The 14,872-nt window shown below is 48.6% G+C and carries 12 protein-coding genes and 1 tRNA gene; 9 read left to right on the forward strand and 4 right to left on the reverse strand.

What is annotated here, in order from left to right; all coding sequences use genetic code 11:
* Positions 1-6 precede the first annotated feature (6 nt).
* From pyrR to G459_RS0111710, 6 genes are all read left to right on the forward strand, one after another.
* On the forward strand, positions 7-555 hold the full coding sequence (pyrR, locus tag G459_RS0111685; protein WP_026967814.1) for a bifunctional pyr operon transcriptional regulator/uracil phosphoribosyltransferase PyrR: 549 nt from the start codon (positions 7-9) through the stop codon (positions 553-555).
* Between the two features lie 2 nt (positions 556-557).
* Positions 558-1,484, forward strand: coding sequence for an aspartate carbamoyltransferase catalytic subunit (locus G459_RS0111690; RefSeq protein WP_026967815.1), 927 nt, complete (start codon positions 558-560; stop codon positions 1,482-1,484).
* Between the two features lie 593 nt (positions 1,485-2,077).
* Positions 2,078-2,794 carry an ABC transporter ATP-binding protein gene (locus G459_RS0111695; protein WP_026967816.1) on the forward strand — a complete coding sequence of 239 codons (717 nt, stop codon included), beginning with the start codon at positions 2,078-2,080 and terminating at the stop codon, positions 2,792-2,794.
* On the forward strand, positions 2,787-4,424 hold the full coding sequence (locus G459_RS0111700; RefSeq protein WP_026967817.1) for a putative ABC exporter domain-containing protein: 1,638 nt from the start codon (positions 2,787-2,789) through the stop codon (positions 4,422-4,424). The genes G459_RS0111695 and G459_RS0111700 overlap by 8 nt, the downstream gene beginning before the upstream one ends.
* 175 nt (positions 4,425-4,599) lie before the next feature.
* Positions 4,600-5,967, forward strand: a complete 1,368-nt coding sequence (locus G459_RS0111705) for a cystathionine beta-synthase (RefSeq protein ID WP_026967818.1) — start codon at positions 4,600-4,602, stop codon at positions 5,965-5,967.
* A 193-nt stretch (positions 5,968-6,160) separates the two neighbouring features.
* Positions 6,161-6,817, forward strand: coding sequence for a DUF2189 domain-containing protein (locus tag G459_RS0111710; protein ID WP_026967819.1), 657 nt, complete (start codon positions 6,161-6,163; stop codon positions 6,815-6,817).
* On the opposite strand, the gene G459_RS0111715 is transcribed toward G459_RS0111710, so the two are convergent.
* Positions 6,795-7,523, reverse strand: coding sequence for a lysophospholipid acyltransferase family protein (locus G459_RS0111715; protein ID WP_342664328.1), 729 nt, complete (start codon positions 7,521-7,523; stop codon positions 6,795-6,797). The two genes, G459_RS0111710 and G459_RS0111715, sit on opposite strands and share 23 nt — an antisense overlap.
* Before the next feature lie 424 nt (positions 7,524-7,947).
* Between G459_RS0111715 and rpsA the strand changes: the two genes are divergently transcribed.
* From rpsA to G459_RS0111730, 3 genes are all read left to right on the forward strand, one after another.
* Complete coding sequence (rpsA, locus tag G459_RS0111720; RefSeq protein WP_026967821.1) at positions 7,948-9,726, forward strand: 30S ribosomal protein S1; 1,779 nt, start codon at positions 7,948-7,950, stop codon at positions 9,724-9,726.
* A gap of 253 nt (positions 9,727-9,979) precedes the next feature.
* Positions 9,980-11,233 carry a hypothetical protein gene (locus tag G459_RS0111725; protein ID WP_026967822.1) on the forward strand — a complete coding sequence of 418 codons (1,254 nt, stop codon included), beginning with the start codon at positions 9,980-9,982 and terminating at the stop codon, positions 11,231-11,233.
* Between the two features lie 62 nt (positions 11,234-11,295).
* Entirely contained in the window at positions 11,296-11,703 is a 408-nt protein-coding gene (locus G459_RS0111730; protein WP_026967823.1) for a hypothetical protein, read from the forward strand.
* A 5-nt stretch (positions 11,704-11,708) separates the two neighbouring features.
* Here the strand turns inward: G459_RS0111730 and G459_RS0111735 are convergent, their stop codons facing one another.
* The 3 genes from G459_RS0111735 to G459_RS0111745 form a co-directional block, all read right to left on the reverse strand.
* Complete coding sequence (locus G459_RS0111735) at positions 11,709-13,949, reverse strand: xanthine dehydrogenase family protein molybdopterin-binding subunit (RefSeq protein ID WP_026967824.1); 2,241 nt, start codon at positions 13,947-13,949, stop codon at positions 11,709-11,711.
* 2 nt (positions 13,950-13,951) lie between these two features.
* Positions 13,952-14,422 (reverse strand): (2Fe-2S)-binding protein, encoded by a 471-nt coding sequence (locus G459_RS0111740; RefSeq protein WP_026967825.1) that lies wholly within the window; start codon positions 14,420-14,422, stop codon positions 13,952-13,954.
* Between the two features lie 208 nt (positions 14,423-14,630).
* Positions 14,631-14,701 (reverse strand) — tRNA-Cys (locus tag G459_RS0111745).
* Between the last annotated feature and the right edge of the window lie 171 nt (positions 14,702-14,872).

Genomic DNA, 14,872 nt, shown 5'->3' on the forward strand with positions numbered 1-14,872 from the left:
CAACCCATGCAAAAGCGGCTTGTACTCGATCAGCAGCAGATCGCCATCACTCTGAAGCGATTTTGCTATCAACTCATCGAAAATCACGACGATTTCGAAAACACAGTACTTCTTGGACTTCAACCCCGTGGCACCATACTTTTGGACAAAGTCGTCACCCTGCTGGAAGAGATCTCCGGAGTCAAAGTGCCCTCGGGTTACCTTGATGCGACATTCCACCGGGATGACTTCCGAAGAAGGGACTTTCCGCTTAAGGCCAATGAGACCAAGATCGATTTTTTGGTAGAGGGGAAAAAAGTTATCCTCATCGACGACGTACTCTACAAAGGCAGATCGGTCCGCGCCGCAATGGACGCCATGATTGCTTTTGGCCGACCTCAAAAGGTCGAACTGATGGTGTTGGTGGATCGCAGGCTGACGCGGGACTATCCGATCATGCCGGATTATTTTGGGATGAAAGTCAATACCCTGGACAGTCAGTATGTGGTGGTGGAGTGGGCCGGTCCGGATCATTCCGAGGATGCAATTTGGATCACAGAGAAAGTTAAAAGTTAAACATGTCGCAACTCAGCACCAGACACCTGCTTGGAATCAAGGATATCACTGAGACAGATATTCGCCTGATTCTCGATACAGCTGCCAATTTTAAGGAAGTGATCAACCGACCGATCAAGCGGGTCCCTTCCCTTCGCGACATTACCATTGCCAACATTTTCTTCGAAAATTCCACCCGCACCCGCCTTTCCTTTGAGCTGGCGGAGAAGCGCCTCAGCGCCGACGTGGTCAATTTTTCATCCGCTAACAGCTCGGTGAAAAAAGGGGAAACGCTCGTGGATACGGTCAACAATATCCTGGCGATGAAGGTGGACATGGTTGTCATGCGCCATGCAAGCCCCGGAGCACCGCATTTCCTATCCAGAAATATCACCGCCAATATTGTCAATGCCGGAGATGGCACACACGAACATCCGACGCAGGCCCTGCTGGATGCCTTCTCGATGAGTGAGAAGCTCGGCGACCTGACCGGAAAGAAGATCGCCATCATCGGCGATATCCTTCACTCCCGAGTCGCGCTATCAAATATCTTCTGCCTGCAAAAGCTTGGAGCCGAAGTCATGGTCTGTGGACCGATTACATTGTTACCAAAATACATCGCCAGCCTGGGAGTAAAAGTGGAGCTGGATGTCATGAAGGCCCTCCAATGGTGTGACGTCGCAAACGTCCTAAGAATCCAGCTGGAGCGTCAGCAGATCAAGTATTTCCCGAGCCTGAGAGAGTATTCGCTCTACTACGGAATCAACAAGAAGATGCTGCAGTCACTCAACAAAGAGATCGTGGTGATGCACCCAGGACCGATCAACCGAGGCGTGGAATTGAGCTCAGACGCAGCAGATTCCGAGCACTCGATCATCCTCAATCAGGTCGAAAACGGCGTAGCCGTCCGAATGGCGGTCTTGTACTTGCTGGCGGGGATAAAGGGGTAGGATTCAGTGACCAGTAGCAGTAGGGTCACCTCGGAAGCTAACTTTTTATCCTCGGAAGCAGGATAGTTTACCTCGGAGGGTAACTTTTTATGCTCTGAGGTAGGAGAGTTCACCTCGGAGGCTAACTTTTTATGTTTTGAAGTAAGATAGTTTACTTCGGAGGCTAACTTTTTATCCTCGGAAGTAGAAAAGTTCACCTCGGAGGGTAACTTTTTATGCTCCGAGGTAGGAGAGCTCACCTCGGAGGCTGACTTTTTATCCTCGGAAGTAGGAGAGTTTACTTCGGAAGGTAACTTCTTATGCTCGGAAGAGACTGAGGCTTGTTTCGGTTTATTCTGGCTCTCGATCTCAAATCCCCCTGTCCCCTTTGACTGCGATCAGCATTCCACACTGGGATTCGGGACCAAGGGGGAGTTGGCCCGAAGTAGCCAGTTTCCCGATTTTCAGCACTAATTTTTCAATCTTGAAATTTTACAATCTTTCAATTCCCAACACCCATCATCCGACACCGGACATCCGACATCCTCTACATTTATTCCCTGATTTCTTGCAGCAGGACGATATAATGCTGAAACTCGCAAAACGAATTTTTCATGCTCACAGTAACGAATCTGATCAAGAAGTACGGCAAGCAAAATGCGGTCGACGACATTACATTTCATCTGGATGGAGGCGAAGTCGTGGGCTTGCTCGGTCCAAACGGAGCAGGGAAAAGCACCACGATGAAGTGCATTGTGGGTCTGCTTCGCAAAACCTCCGGCGAAATCACAATCGGCGGCTTCGATCACTTGAGCGTGGAAGCCAAGCGCTTTTTCAGCTACATCCCTGAGACACCCTATGTCTATGATCTGCTGACTGTGAAGGAACACCTGCAGTTCATCGCTCAGGCATACGGCGTGAAGGATTGGCAGGCGCGGGGCAATGAGCTCTTGGAGCTTTTTGAAATGGACGACAAAGCAAACAAACTGGGAAGGGATCTATCGAAAGGAATGCGCCAGAAAGTGTCCATCTGCTGTGCGCTCTTGCCGGATCCGCAGCTGTTGTTTTTTGACGAACCGATGATCGGGCTGGATCCCAAGGCAATCAAGAATACTAAAAAAATCTTCAAAAGTCTGAAGGAAGCAGGCAAGACCGTGCTCGTCAGTACGCACATGATCGACAGCGTGGAGGCAATCGCGGACCGGATTATGATCCTCAAAGATGGTCGCATCATCGGTAACGACACCATCGCAAACCTGAAACAACAGGCTGAACAAAGTGAGGGATCGACCTTGGAAGATCTGTTTCTAGAAATGACAAAAGATGCTTGAGATTAGACTTTTGCTCAAGAAGGACTTTTGGATTCTGATCAATAACCTCAAGCTTATCCTTCGCAATCCCCTCCGGCTGATTCCATACGGGATATTGGTGGGATACTTTACGTTTGTCTATTCTCAGGGAACCAAGAAAAGGGAATCTGGGGATTTCGATCAGCTTCAGGACTTGGGCGCTGATGGCTTGCCTGAGACGAATTTTGCCATGCAAAATGTAGTCGGAGGGATCACAATCCTGGCGCTGGGATTTTTGGTGTTTCAGCTGTACCGGGCGACCAAAAGCAACGTGAGTTTTTTCAAGATGGCGGATGTCAACCTCCTTTTCACCGCTCCGGTCAAGCCGGAAAACCTGCTGCTCTACTACATGGCGAGATCCATCATCCCGTCGCTGGGTGGAGCCATCCTTTTTGTGATCTATGGCGCAAGTCAGTTAACCAGCCAGTTTGAACTGACGCTTGGGAAAGGGATTTTTATCATCCTGGGGTTTGCTCTTTTCATGTTTATGGTCTTTCCCATCCGTTTTTTGATTTACACGCTCCATACCAAATATGGGGTGATGGACTACATCCGCGGGGGTGTGATCGGACTCGGCGTCGCCTTGGGCTTGATCATCCTGATCCCCGGATTTCTTGCTGACAAGTTCTGGCAGGGGATGTTTTCCTGGGTGGCATCGCCGTGGTTTGACTTGTTTCCCCTCGTCGGATGGAGCCGGGGGATTATTAGTTATGCCACACATGAAAATCTGCTTTTAGCATTTGGCTATCTGGGTTTGTATGGACTTTCCTACTATACCGTCGTGAAGTTGGTCATCCGCTTTGCGGGCTATTACTACGAGGATGTGTTGGAAGCGACCAAGACGAATGAGGATAAGCTGGAGAAAGTGAGGGGCAAACAAGGCGTGGATGAGGGAAGCTATAGCCTGAATACAAAGAAACAATTGGCTTTGCCGGATTTCGGCGCCGGAGCAAAGGCGCTTTATTGGAGAAATTACATCCACAGCAGTCGTCAGGATTTTCATCCGATCATCGGGATCTATACGATCAGCATGGCAGTGATTGGGATTGTCCTGGCCGGGCTGTCCAACTTCGACTGGTTTTCGCACAAAGTGCTGTATTTCTACCTGCTTTTCATGCTCTTTTTCTACTTCATGGCAGGGATCGGCAGGGCAAATATCGGCGATCTGAAGAAGCCATTTTTCATCCTTATTCCGGCGACTTGGACTTCGAAGTTCTGGAATATGATCAAGCTGGATATCGTGCAGACAGTGTTGTTTGCGGTAATCCTGATCGTGCCGTCCGTATTCTTGGCACATGTGAGTATCTGGCTGATTCCATTGTTTGTGGTCGGGATTGTCGTCTGCTATTTGATCGGTTTCGCCATTAATATCATTCCCCAGGTCGGCTTGGACGAGGGCTGGGACCGCAAATTGATCAAGCCGTTTATGATCGGAGGCATCATCTTTTTTGGAGTTATTCCACCTGTGATCCTGAGCATAATCGTGTTTCTGATCACCAGGCAATTCGTATGGACACTGCTTACCGGAGTCGTTGGGTTGTCGTTCGTCGCGGCGATCTTACTTCATGTGACGCTGGATGTGCTGAAGCGGATTGAGTTTAAGGAAGTGTAGGTTTTCAGGAGGCAGTTCGCCGGTTGGCTCCAACCGCTTCGACTACCTGATAGCTCGAATCGGAACTCCCGAAATGACGAGGGTTGTTAGCAAAATATAATTTGGTATAAAAGTTCGAGCCTCGCCGCTAGCCGGAAAATTCGTTTAATTTTGATCCAACCAAATGTAACTGACCATGATCTATAACTCCATCATCGATACCATCGGCAATACGCCGATGATCCGCCTGAATAAGCTCGCCAAAGACATCAAAGGCGAGGTGCTAGTAAAGGTGGAATACTTCAACCCGGGCAATTCCATGAAAGACCGGATGGCGATCAAGATGGTGGAGGATGCAGAAAAAGCCGGGCTATTGAAGCCGGGCGGTACGCTCATCGAAGGCACGAGCGGCAATACCGGGATGGGTTTGGCGCTGGCCGCAGTCGCCAAAGGCTACAAGTGCATCTTCACCATGGCTGATAAGCAGTCCAAGGAGAAGATTGACATCCTCCGGGCTGTGGGTGCGGAAGTGGTCGTCTGCCCGACCAATGTGACACCTGACGATCCGAGGTCTTACTATTCGGTTGCCAAGAAGCTGAACCGTGATATTCCCAATTCTTTTTACCCCAACCAATACGACAACCTGTCCAATTCGCTCGCTCACTACGAGACGACCGGGCCGGAAATCTGGAACGATACCGATGGGAAAATCACCCATTATGCAGCCGGTGTGGGCACTGGCGGATCCATGTGCGGTACCGCCAAATACCTCAAAGAGCAGAACTCTGCCGTTGTAACCGTCGGGATCGATACCTACGGTTCGGTTTTCAAAAAATACAAGGAGACCGGGATCTTCGATGAAAAGGAAGTTTATCCTTACCTGACCGAAGGAATTGGAGAGGATATCTTGCCTAAAAATGTGGATTTCAGTCTGATTGACCACTTTATCAAAGTGACAGACAAAGATGCTGCAGTGATGACCCGTCGATTGGCTAAAGAAGAAGGGCTTTTTGTGGGTTGGTCCTGCGGATCGGCGGTACATGGAGCGCTGGAATATGCCAAAGAACACCTGAAAGAAGGGGACCGAATGGTGATCATCCTGCCCGATCACGGCACCCGATACCTCGGAAAAGTGTACAATGACGAGTGGATGAGGAATCACGGCTTTTTGGAAGACAAGTCCTTCTCGACCGCAAGAGATATCATTGCGTTGCGAGCAGGAACTTATCATTTGCTTTCTGTGAAAAAAACCGATTCTGTCAAGGAAGCGATTGCGCTGATGAACGAGCGAAGCATCTCCCAGATTCCCGTGCTGGAAGGCGAGGAAGTCGTGGGCTGCCTGACAGACAACAAGCTTCTGTCCAAGATCATCGAAAATCCAACGCTGAAGGATGCGACAGTCGCTGAGGTGATGGAAAGCTCCATGCAGTTTGTAGCGCTGGATTCTACCTTGGACGTGCTGTCCTCGATGATTGAAAAAGAGAAGGCGGTCTTGGTCCGTGATAGCCTGGATAATATTCACATCATCACCAAGCACGACATCCTGGAGGCGTTTACGAAGTGAGTGGATTGAAAAATTTCAAGATTGTAAGATTGAAAAATGGCTACAAGCGGCGCGGTAAGGTGTTCAGCACCGGCTGAAAGCCCGTAAATTGTAAACTTGTGCTGAGCGTAGCCGAAGCATCAAAAATCTAAAATATCGGGAGTTCGGAAGTCCGAAATGTCCGTTACTCGATAGAAAGCGTACATCAGTAGCAATGACACCATCACAGATTCAAAAGCTGTTTCAGCAATACCCCGAGTTCAGTATCCAAGAAAGTCTCAAAAAGGGCTGGGAAATATTCAAGGTTCAGCCCCTAAATTCGGTCGCCTTTGCGATGTTGATTTTCTCCATTCAGGGGCTTTCGACTTTATATCTTAAAGATTTCAGTCTGCTGATCAGTATTATCATTTCCCCAGCCTTGACAGCGGGATTTTTCCTCGTAGCCAACCGAATCAGCCGCGGTGTGGAGGTTCAGTTCTCCAATTATTTCGACGGTTTTTCCTATTGGGGGATCTTGATTGTCACCTCTTTGGTGTCTGGAATTATCATCTTTTTTGGAATTCTGTTACTGATCATTCCCGGAATCTACCTGGCCGTGGCATTTACTTTTGCCATTCCCTTTGCCTTATATTCCGGTACAGATTTTTGGACTTCCCTAGAGCTGAGCCTTAAACTGATCACCAAGAATTGGTGGAAGTTCTTTGGCTTTGTGATCGTGCTGCTAGTCTTCAACATCCTAGGATTCTTGTGTTTTTTTATCGGGATTTTGGTGACAATCCCGGTGAGTTATTTTGCGATTTATGCAGTTTTTGAGGAGTTGACGCGGGATGCGCTGGCGGAGCCGGAGGTTATTCATGCGCCAGAATCATAGCCTCCAGCCGGTTTCTGCTTTTATCAGCGAGGTCATTTACAGCTGTGTCTGAAGGAAGGGGAGGAGTGATGGCACCTGAGAAATAGACCCTGACTTTGCCCGGAGCAAGCAAAAGAGAACCCCGAGCCATGATCTTGTCCGCACCGATGATCGCCATCGGAAGGATGGGGATTTGGGTTTCGACAGCAAGGCGAAAAGCACCTTTTTGAAAAGGAAGCAAAGTCTCTGCTGAATTGTTTCTGGTGCCTTCCGGAGCCACCACGATGGAGATGCCCTGATTAAGAAAACGGACGAGCTTCTCCACACTGATTCGCCTCGATTCCGCATCACTGCGATCTACCCACACGGCCAGCATGCCGACCACCGTGCCGAAAACCGGGATTTTTGACAGTTCCTTTTTACCGATGGAACGGACTTCCTGAGGGATCATCAGCGGGATCACGGGTGCGTCGACGAAGGACCGGTGATTGAAGATGTAGATGTAAGGCTTGCTTCGATCGATATTCTCTAACCCATGTACTTCGTAGCGGACGCCCGAGAGGAAGGACCAAATTCCCGCCCAAAGGCGGATAAAGAAAAACGATACCTTGTCACCCCGCTCGCTGATCAGTAACGGAACCAGGATAAACAAGCTGAAGACCAGCATCAGTGCGACAAACAGCAGCACTGAATAAATGGTATAAATCCACTGGAAGAATTTGATCATCCGGAATATTCGTTATTTTTGGGTTCGTAATTAACCTTCAACTCTTTGTTTGCAGGCCTCGTTCCGATCCGTCGGGGCGAGGCTTAATTTTTTCTCGTAGGCAGTTTTAGCCCGAAGGCCCCTGAGAATGGCTTTTCATACATGAACTGAGTTATTGGATTTTTATACAACCTCTAATTTTTTGTTGGTACGACAGGCCTTTTTCAAAGAAACAACAGCTGATGAGTGGTCCTAAATCGCTGAATCCTTGATCAAAGCGGTATGCATTATTTCAAGTTCGGCATTCCTTATTTAACATTATTTTCCTACTTTTGCAGTCCGTTCGAGTGAGCGGTGTGCTTTGGAGTATTCAAGGTGCTGATTTCTAACCACAAAACTTCAGTCCGATGACTCTGGGACTGAGGCTAATCAGAGTCGAAAAACTATGTCTAGTACAAAAGAATTTGATTGGGACGCGTTCGACACCAAAGGTTTTGGTGAAGGCTATTCCAAAGAGCAACGTGAGCAAATGGTCGCAATGTACGAAGGTACATTGGGCGAAATCACTGAGAAAGAAGTCATCAAAGGTACCGTAGTAGGTGTCAATGAGAAGGATGTAATCATCAACATCGGCTTCAAATCTGATGGATTGGTTCCACTTTCTGAATTCAGAGATTTGGAGTCCATCAAGCCAGGTGACACTGTTGAGGTGTTCATCGAGGAGCAGGAAAACGCGTTGGGTCAGTTGATCCTTTCCCGTAAGAAAGCAAAAATCGTCCGTGCTTGGCAGGATATCGAGAGCGCTCTTGAAAACGACAGCGTGATCGAAGGTCTTGTGAAGAGAAGAACCAAAGGTGGTCTGATCGTAGATATCTACGGTGTAGAGGCTTTCTTGCCAGGTTCTCAGATCGACGTGAAGCCTATCAGAGATTTCGATATCTATGTAGGTAAGAAGATGGAAGTGAAAGTGGTGAAAATCAACCACGCAAATGATAACGTAGTAGTTTCTCACAAAGTGCTCATCGAGAAAGATCTCGAGAAGCAAAAAGCTGAGATCCTCAACAATCTTGAGAAAGGTCAAGTGTTGGAAGGTGTGATCAAGAACATGACCAACTTCGGTGTATTCATCGACTTGGGTGGTGTAGATGGTCTACTTCACATCACAGATATCTCTTGGGGTCGTATCAACCATCCGGAAGAAGTATTGCAGCTTGATCAGAAAGTTCAGATTGTGGTTCTTGACTTCGATGATGACAAGAGAAGAATTTCTCTGGGTATGAAGCAGTTGACTTCCCATCCTTGGGATTCTTTGGCTTCTAGCCTTGAGATCGGCTCAAGAGTACAAGGCAAGATCGTAAATGTAGCTGACTACGGTGCGTTCCTTGAATTGGCTCCTGGCGTAGAAGGTCTGATCCACGTATCTGAAATGAGCTGGTCTCAGCACTTGAGAAACCCAGCTGACTTCGTGAAAGTCGGTGACGAAATCGAAGCAGTAGTCTTGACTTTGGACAAAGACGATCGCAAGATGTCTTTGGGTATCAAGCAACTGACTGAAGATCCTTGGACTAAGAACGACATGAGCACCAAGTACGCGGTAGGTTCTAAGCACAAAGGAGTGGTAAGAAACCTGACCAACTTCGGTCTTTTCCTTGAATTGGAAGAGGGTATCGACGGCTTGGTTCACGTATCTGACCTTTCTTGGACTAAGAAAATCAAGCACCCATCTGAGTTTGTAAAAGTAGGTGACGAGCTGGCAGTAGCCGTGCTTGAGCTTGACGTAGACAACAGAAGATTGGCACTTGGTCACAAGCAGTTGGAAGAAAACCCTTGGGATACTTTCGAAACTGTGTTCCCAGTAGGATCTATCCACAAGTGTACTGTAAACTCTAAGAACGACAAAGGTGCGGTTCTTGAGCTTCCTTACGGTTTGGAAGGCTTCGCTACTGTGAAAAATCTGGAGAAAGAAGACGGCTCTCAAGTAGAGGTTGGCGAATCTTTGGATTTCAGAGTGACCGAATTCTCTAAAGACGATAAGCGTATCGTTCTTTCTCACACTGCTACCTTCAGAGAAGAAGCAAAAGCTCCTAAGAAAGCTGCTGCTCCTGCAGGCCCAGGTAAAAAGAAAGAAGATTCAGTAGAGATGCCTGCTCAAGCTGAGAAATCAACCTTGGGTGACATCGATGCTCTTGCTGAGTTGAAAGAGAAAATGGAAGGTAAAAAGTAAGATTAAAGACGCAAGACTTTAAATCTTAGACAATAGAGAAACGCCGGCTGCAGAGTCGGCGTTTTTTTGTTTTGGAGCTGCTTATCCGGAAGCTGCGTTTTACACAGTAGCTTCACTTGACTAAAGCGTTTGTAGCATTTTCGCTTGGTGTTTCGTTAGGCTTTGGGTACTTTTCCAAAACCCTTTTCTCTCAATTTATCTAATTACAAACCAATGAGCCAGTTAACTTTCCAGGATTGACTCAGAACAAACCATGAAAAATTACACACTTTTACTTTTGTTGGTTCTCGTTTTTTCATCCTGTGAGAGCTTTGATGATCCCATTCCGGAGGGGTCTTCGCTTGAGGTACCCATGTTGATTTCTGAGATCGTCAGTCCGACTGAAGTGTTGCTCACTTGGAATTCCGCTCAAATTTGCGCCGGGTTTTGTCCGTCGGTTGTGCCGGCCAGCTATTACGAGATATGGGCAAAGTCGCTTACTTCCAGCATTGATTATAAGCTAGGGGAGGCTCCGGCTGGATCGACGACCTATCAGATAGAGGGCTTGGAGCCTGGCGTGGTGCAGGAGTTTTTTGTGATTGCAAAAAGAGCAAATGTCCGGAATCCGAGCAATAGTGTGATGGTCGCCCCCAACGAGCTTCCGGCTGCGGAGGCTGTTTTTCAAAAAGAAGGATTTGACTACATCACTCACCCGCAAGTCTCACCCGATGGCACTGAAGTAGTATATGCTTTGTCCGACGCCGGTGCTGCTGGAAGTTCCCAGAATGTGTTTTTGTATGACTTGACAAGCAAGTCGGAGCGGTTGGTTCGGGAAAATGGCCAATATCCATCCTGGTCGGCAGGCGGAGAAAAGTTGGTGTTCGTAAGTGAAGAAGCGAATTCCTCGGTTCTTAGTGAATTTGCACTCGCAACTGGAACAGCGACCCAAGTCATGGATAATTCCTACAAGATGCATTACCCACTATTCGGGGAAGACGATGAGACTTTGCTCTATTTCTTAGACAGTTTGGAGGCAGGAGAATCAGGTTTTATGGAGCTTACGGAAACGGATACGGCTTTTCTTCACCCAGTAGAATATCCAGAGAATGCAAGACCCACAGTATTGGGGATAAGCTATTCGGCGGAATCCAGCCAAGTGGTCTACAGCACTTCCTTCCCCAAAGACACTCCAAGTGGTTTTTCTTATGATTTGGTTGGGTTTAGGTTGGATAATACGGAAGCCGTGATAGACTTGGAGGTGTCTGATTGGAATGATACTAATCCGTCTTTCGGTCCCACAGATTCGGATTTGCTGGCCTTTGTCTCCGACAGATCGGGAATGGAGCAAGTGTGGGTCAAAAATACCACGACGCAGCAGCTAGTCCAGGTTACTGACTTTCAGGACGGTGAGCAGATCATTGTCGGCGTGGTAGGTTTGAGTTGGAGTGGGCAGACTTTGTTTGTCAATATCGCCAACGCGCAGGGGACCACCACGCTCTTAAGTATCGACGTTTCTTCGTTGTTGTAAGATTGGCGGTGTAGCGAACGGCAGGTCGATTCCGTTTTTTTCATAAACTGACACTGATGAGTATGAAATATTTTTGGATTGGGATTGTTGCGCTTGTCTCTTTTTCCTCCTGCGACCGGGAAGATGACCTGCCTTTTGAACTGACTGCCGAGGGCCTAATCGGTACCTGGGAGCACTTTCAATCTCAGGGGAATACCGGCGGGGGTGACTATTGGACTCCCTATGAGGCTTCCGGCCGGACGATTACCTTTCTTCCAGGTGGAAAATTCAAATCTGTCGATTATTTCGTTTGTGGTGAGGGTGATTACACAGTCGCCGACCGAACCGTGACGTTTCTGTTTGATTGCGAAGAAGAGGTGCCCGAGCGAAATTACTTCCTGGGAGAAAAAGAAGGCGATCTCGTCCTCTCGCCAGGCTTGCCCTATATGTGTATTGAAGGATGTTCTTATATATTCAAGAAGATTGAATAAGCAGACTAGCTGATCGCGTCCCAATCAATCTTTTCAGCCTTCAGCGGCAAATCTCTGATCCGGCTTCCGGTTGCGTCAAAGATTGCATTCGCAATCGCAGCAGATACCGGTCCCATCGCAGCTTCTCCGGCCCCCATCGGTGGCGTATCTGGACGGTCAATGAGATGAACTTCAATCTCGGGTGTCTGAATAGTCCGTAGGATCGGATAGGAAGTCCAATCTGTGCTTTTGATCCCATCCTGATCGTATCGGACTTCTTCGATCATGCTCCAACTGGCGGATTGGATCATTCCGCCTTCCGTCTGGTTTTTGAGTCCGTCGGGATTGATGACCAGCCCAGAGTCGATCACACCTGTGAGTTTTTTGAGTTGGTAAGTTTTGGCTTCCCGGTCGATTTCCACCTCGGCCAAGACAGCAAAGTAGGACGTGGAATTTTTATAGCGGGAGTAAGCAATACCAAAACCGTAGCCAGCGGCTTTTTGTCTGGACTTCCATCCGGTCTTTTCTGCCAGCGTTTCCAGCACCGCCTTCGCCCTTGGATCTTCCAGATTCCTCAGCCGAAAGTCAATCGGATCATTTCCTGATTTTTGGATTAATTCATCCAAAAATGACTCCATTGCAAAGGTATTTCCGTACGCTCCCAAGCCCCGCAGAGAGGAGGTGCGAAGTGGGCCTGAATAGTTGTAGAGGTGAAGCTGCTTTGCCGCAATCGTATATTCTGGGATTCCATTTCGGTAAGAGCCTCCAGAAAAACCGCCTTTTTTGAACGGAAAAGGAGGGGCCAAGTGTCTTGCCGACACGAAACTTGCCGCTTGGCCATTAGGTCGGGTGCTGTGCGAGTCTGACCAGACGTTGGTGTCCCAAGCCAGGATTTTTCCATCGGAATCCATCCCTGCCGAAAGCTGGAAGCTCATCGCCGTGCCGTAGGGTTCCCATTTGTGTTCATCCTCCCGCATCCATTGGAGGCGAACGTGCGTGCCGGGCATTTCTTTGGCGATCAACGCCGCCTCGCCAGACACATCATCGGAACCGTTTTGCCCATAGCAACCGGAGCCAGGCACTCCGATGCAGCGGATTTTTTCTTCCTCCAGCGAAAAAAGGTCGGCCAAGGTTCCGCGCACAGGATAGACACCCTGCGTGGCAGTCCAGACGGTGAGGAGATCCGCTTCCCAAAGTGCCACCGCGCAGGATGGACCCATAGAGGCATGCATCGTGTAAGGCTTGAAGTATTCCGCTTGGTGATTGATCGGCGCTTTTGCGATCACATCCGCGATCCCCGGTGAGAGTTTGACTTCCTCAGGTTTGCCGGCCGTACTTTTCATCGAATCAAAGAGTTGATCGGAAGGAGTTTCAATCGGGGCCTTGTTCCAAACTGCCAGCGATTTTAGCTTTTCACGAGCTTTTACTGCCTGATATTCCCGCTCAGCGACTACCGCCAGGAAGCTTCCGTTTTTGATGACTTTCAATACGCCGGGCATGGATTCTATCCCACTGAGATCGATTGAAGCCAAGCGGTCTTGGTAAGACGGCGGGTGAAAAATTCTGGCGTGAACCGTCCCCGGCATTCTCAGATCGTGGACGAAATGCGATTCGCCCTTGACCATCTTCTGGATGTCGTCTCGTTTGACCGACTGGCCGACGTACTTGTATTGACTTGGATTTTTTGGGACGGCCTCTCCGGTGATTTTTTCTTCGATGAACTTTCCCTCCAGAAGCTGCCAATAGCTGATCTCGTCGCCTTTGGGTGATTTGATGATCCCGTTTGCCACGGTTAGCGACTCAGGAGAAGTGTTCCATTTTTGCGCGGCTAGCTTGAGCAGGTAAAGCCTTGCTTCTGCAGCGGCGTTGCGGATGGCTTTCCCGCTTCCTTCCACGGAGTTGCTCCCCGCAGTGAAACCCTCATTCGCAGTCTGTCCCGTGTCAGAGTTGATGATGCGGCAGCGGGCGGGTTCGATGTCGAGTTCTTCAGCGGCGATCTGGATCAAAGCGGTTTTGATTCCCTGCCCGAGTTCCTGCTTGCCGGACAGCACAGTCAGATATCCCTCGGCATCCAGTCGAATCCAGGAGTCGATCAGCTTATTGTCGATATGTGGTCTGAGTGGAGTTCCCTCATAAGGCGGGATTTCGAGGGACGCGCCTTTTGTTTCGCAAGATGCAAATGGGTAAAGGCTGAATCCGATCATCAGATGTCCGGTGCTTTTGAGGAAAGACCGCCGGCTTGCGTTGGCTGTTTCTAACTCTTTCATGCTTATTGATTTAGCGTTTGAGAGGCCAGTTTCACCGCTTTGATGAATCGTGAATGGGTGCCGCATCGGCAGATTACTGGGTCTAAGGCTGTCCGGATCTCGTTCTCAGAGGGTTTTGGATTTTCTTCCAAAAGAGCGACAGCCGAAATGATCATGCCGTTTAGGCAATAGCCGCATTGTGCCGCTTGGGTGTCGATGAAGGCCTGTTGGACGGAATGGAGTTTGCCATTTTTTTTTAATCCTTCGAGGGTCGTGATTTCTGTATTTTCAAAACTGGAGCAGGGTCGGAGACAGGTCGGCTCGGCTTTGGAATCGGCGATTACCATGCAGGCGCCGCACTGGTGCAGTCCGCAGCCGTATTTTGCGCCGCTGAGCGCAAACTCATCTCTCAGAATGTAGAGAAGGGGTTCTTCGGGGTCGGCAGAGATAGTTTTTGTTTCACCGTTTACACGCAGCGTGATATTTTGGGGCATGACAATCAATCGTTTGGATGATAAACTAGGGAATGTCAGGCTGAAAAGCAATTGGGAATTGACGAACTGCCTACATCAAGACGTGAGCAGCGGGTATCAAAAACCAGGACTCAGAACGTCAAAGGCGGGTCAAAGGTGTCTGGAGTGCTGTAAAAATGAAATCAGCGGCAACAAAAAAAGCATTCGCTGAGGCGAATGCTTTTAAGTGAGGTCGCGAGCGGATTCGAACCGCTGTACGAGGTTTTGCAGACCTCTGCCTAGCCACTCGGCCACGCGACCATGATTTTCGGAATGCAAATGTAGGATTAATATTCGCCTCTCCAAACAAGGGTTTTAGAAAAGTGTCCCATTCTTCAAATAAAATTTGCTTTCTACGGGATAATTTTCAAGGGGTTTAGATATAGAAATGCTGATTATCAGCACTGTGCGAAAATGGTGCAAAAATCTAAT

The organism is Algoriphagus terrigena DSM 22685 (genome assembly GCF_000429445.1).
In the GTDB taxonomy this organism is placed as follows: domain Bacteria; phylum Bacteroidota; class Bacteroidia; order Cytophagales; family Cyclobacteriaceae; genus Algoriphagus; species Algoriphagus terrigena.

What these genes read in the sequence shown, in the direction of transcription:
- pyrR (WP_026967814.1), top strand. Translation starts at nt 7, where the DNA reads ATGCAAAAGCGGCTTGTACTCGATCAGCAGCAGATCGCCATCACTCTG.
- G459_RS0111690 (WP_026967815.1), top strand. Translation starts at nt 558, where the DNA reads ATGTCGCAACTCAGCACCAGACACCTGCTTGGAATCAAGGATATCACT.
- G459_RS0111695 (WP_026967816.1), top strand. Translation starts at nt 2,078, where the DNA reads ATGCTCACAGTAACGAATCTGATCAAGAAGTACGGCAAGCAAAATGCG.
- G459_RS0111700 (WP_026967817.1), top strand. Translation starts at nt 2,787, where the DNA reads ATGCTTGAGATTAGACTTTTGCTCAAGAAGGACTTTTGGATTCTGATC.
- G459_RS0111705 (WP_026967818.1), top strand. Translation starts at nt 4,600, where the DNA reads ATGATCTATAACTCCATCATCGATACCATCGGCAATACGCCGATGATC.
- G459_RS0111710 (WP_026967819.1), top strand. Translation starts at nt 6,161, where the DNA reads ATGACACCATCACAGATTCAAAAGCTGTTTCAGCAATACCCCGAGTTC.
- G459_RS0111715 (WP_342664328.1), bottom strand. Translation starts at nt 7,523, where the DNA reads ATGATCAAATTCTTCCAGTGGATTTATACCATTTATTCAGTGCTGCTG.
- rpsA (WP_026967821.1), top strand. Translation starts at nt 7,948, where the DNA reads ATGTCTAGTACAAAAGAATTTGATTGGGACGCGTTCGACACCAAAGGT.
- G459_RS0111725 (WP_026967822.1), top strand. Translation starts at nt 9,980, where the DNA reads ATGAAAAATTACACACTTTTACTTTTGTTGGTTCTCGTTTTTTCATCC.
- G459_RS0111730 (WP_026967823.1), top strand. Translation starts at nt 11,296, where the DNA reads ATGAAATATTTTTGGATTGGGATTGTTGCGCTTGTCTCTTTTTCCTCC.
- G459_RS0111735 (WP_026967824.1), bottom strand. Translation starts at nt 13,949, where the DNA reads ATGAAAGAGTTAGAAACAGCCAACGCAAGCCGGCGGTCTTTCCTCAAA.
- G459_RS0111740 (WP_026967825.1), bottom strand. Translation starts at nt 14,422, where the DNA reads ATGCCCCAAAATATCACGCTGCGTGTAAACGGTGAAACAAAAACTATC.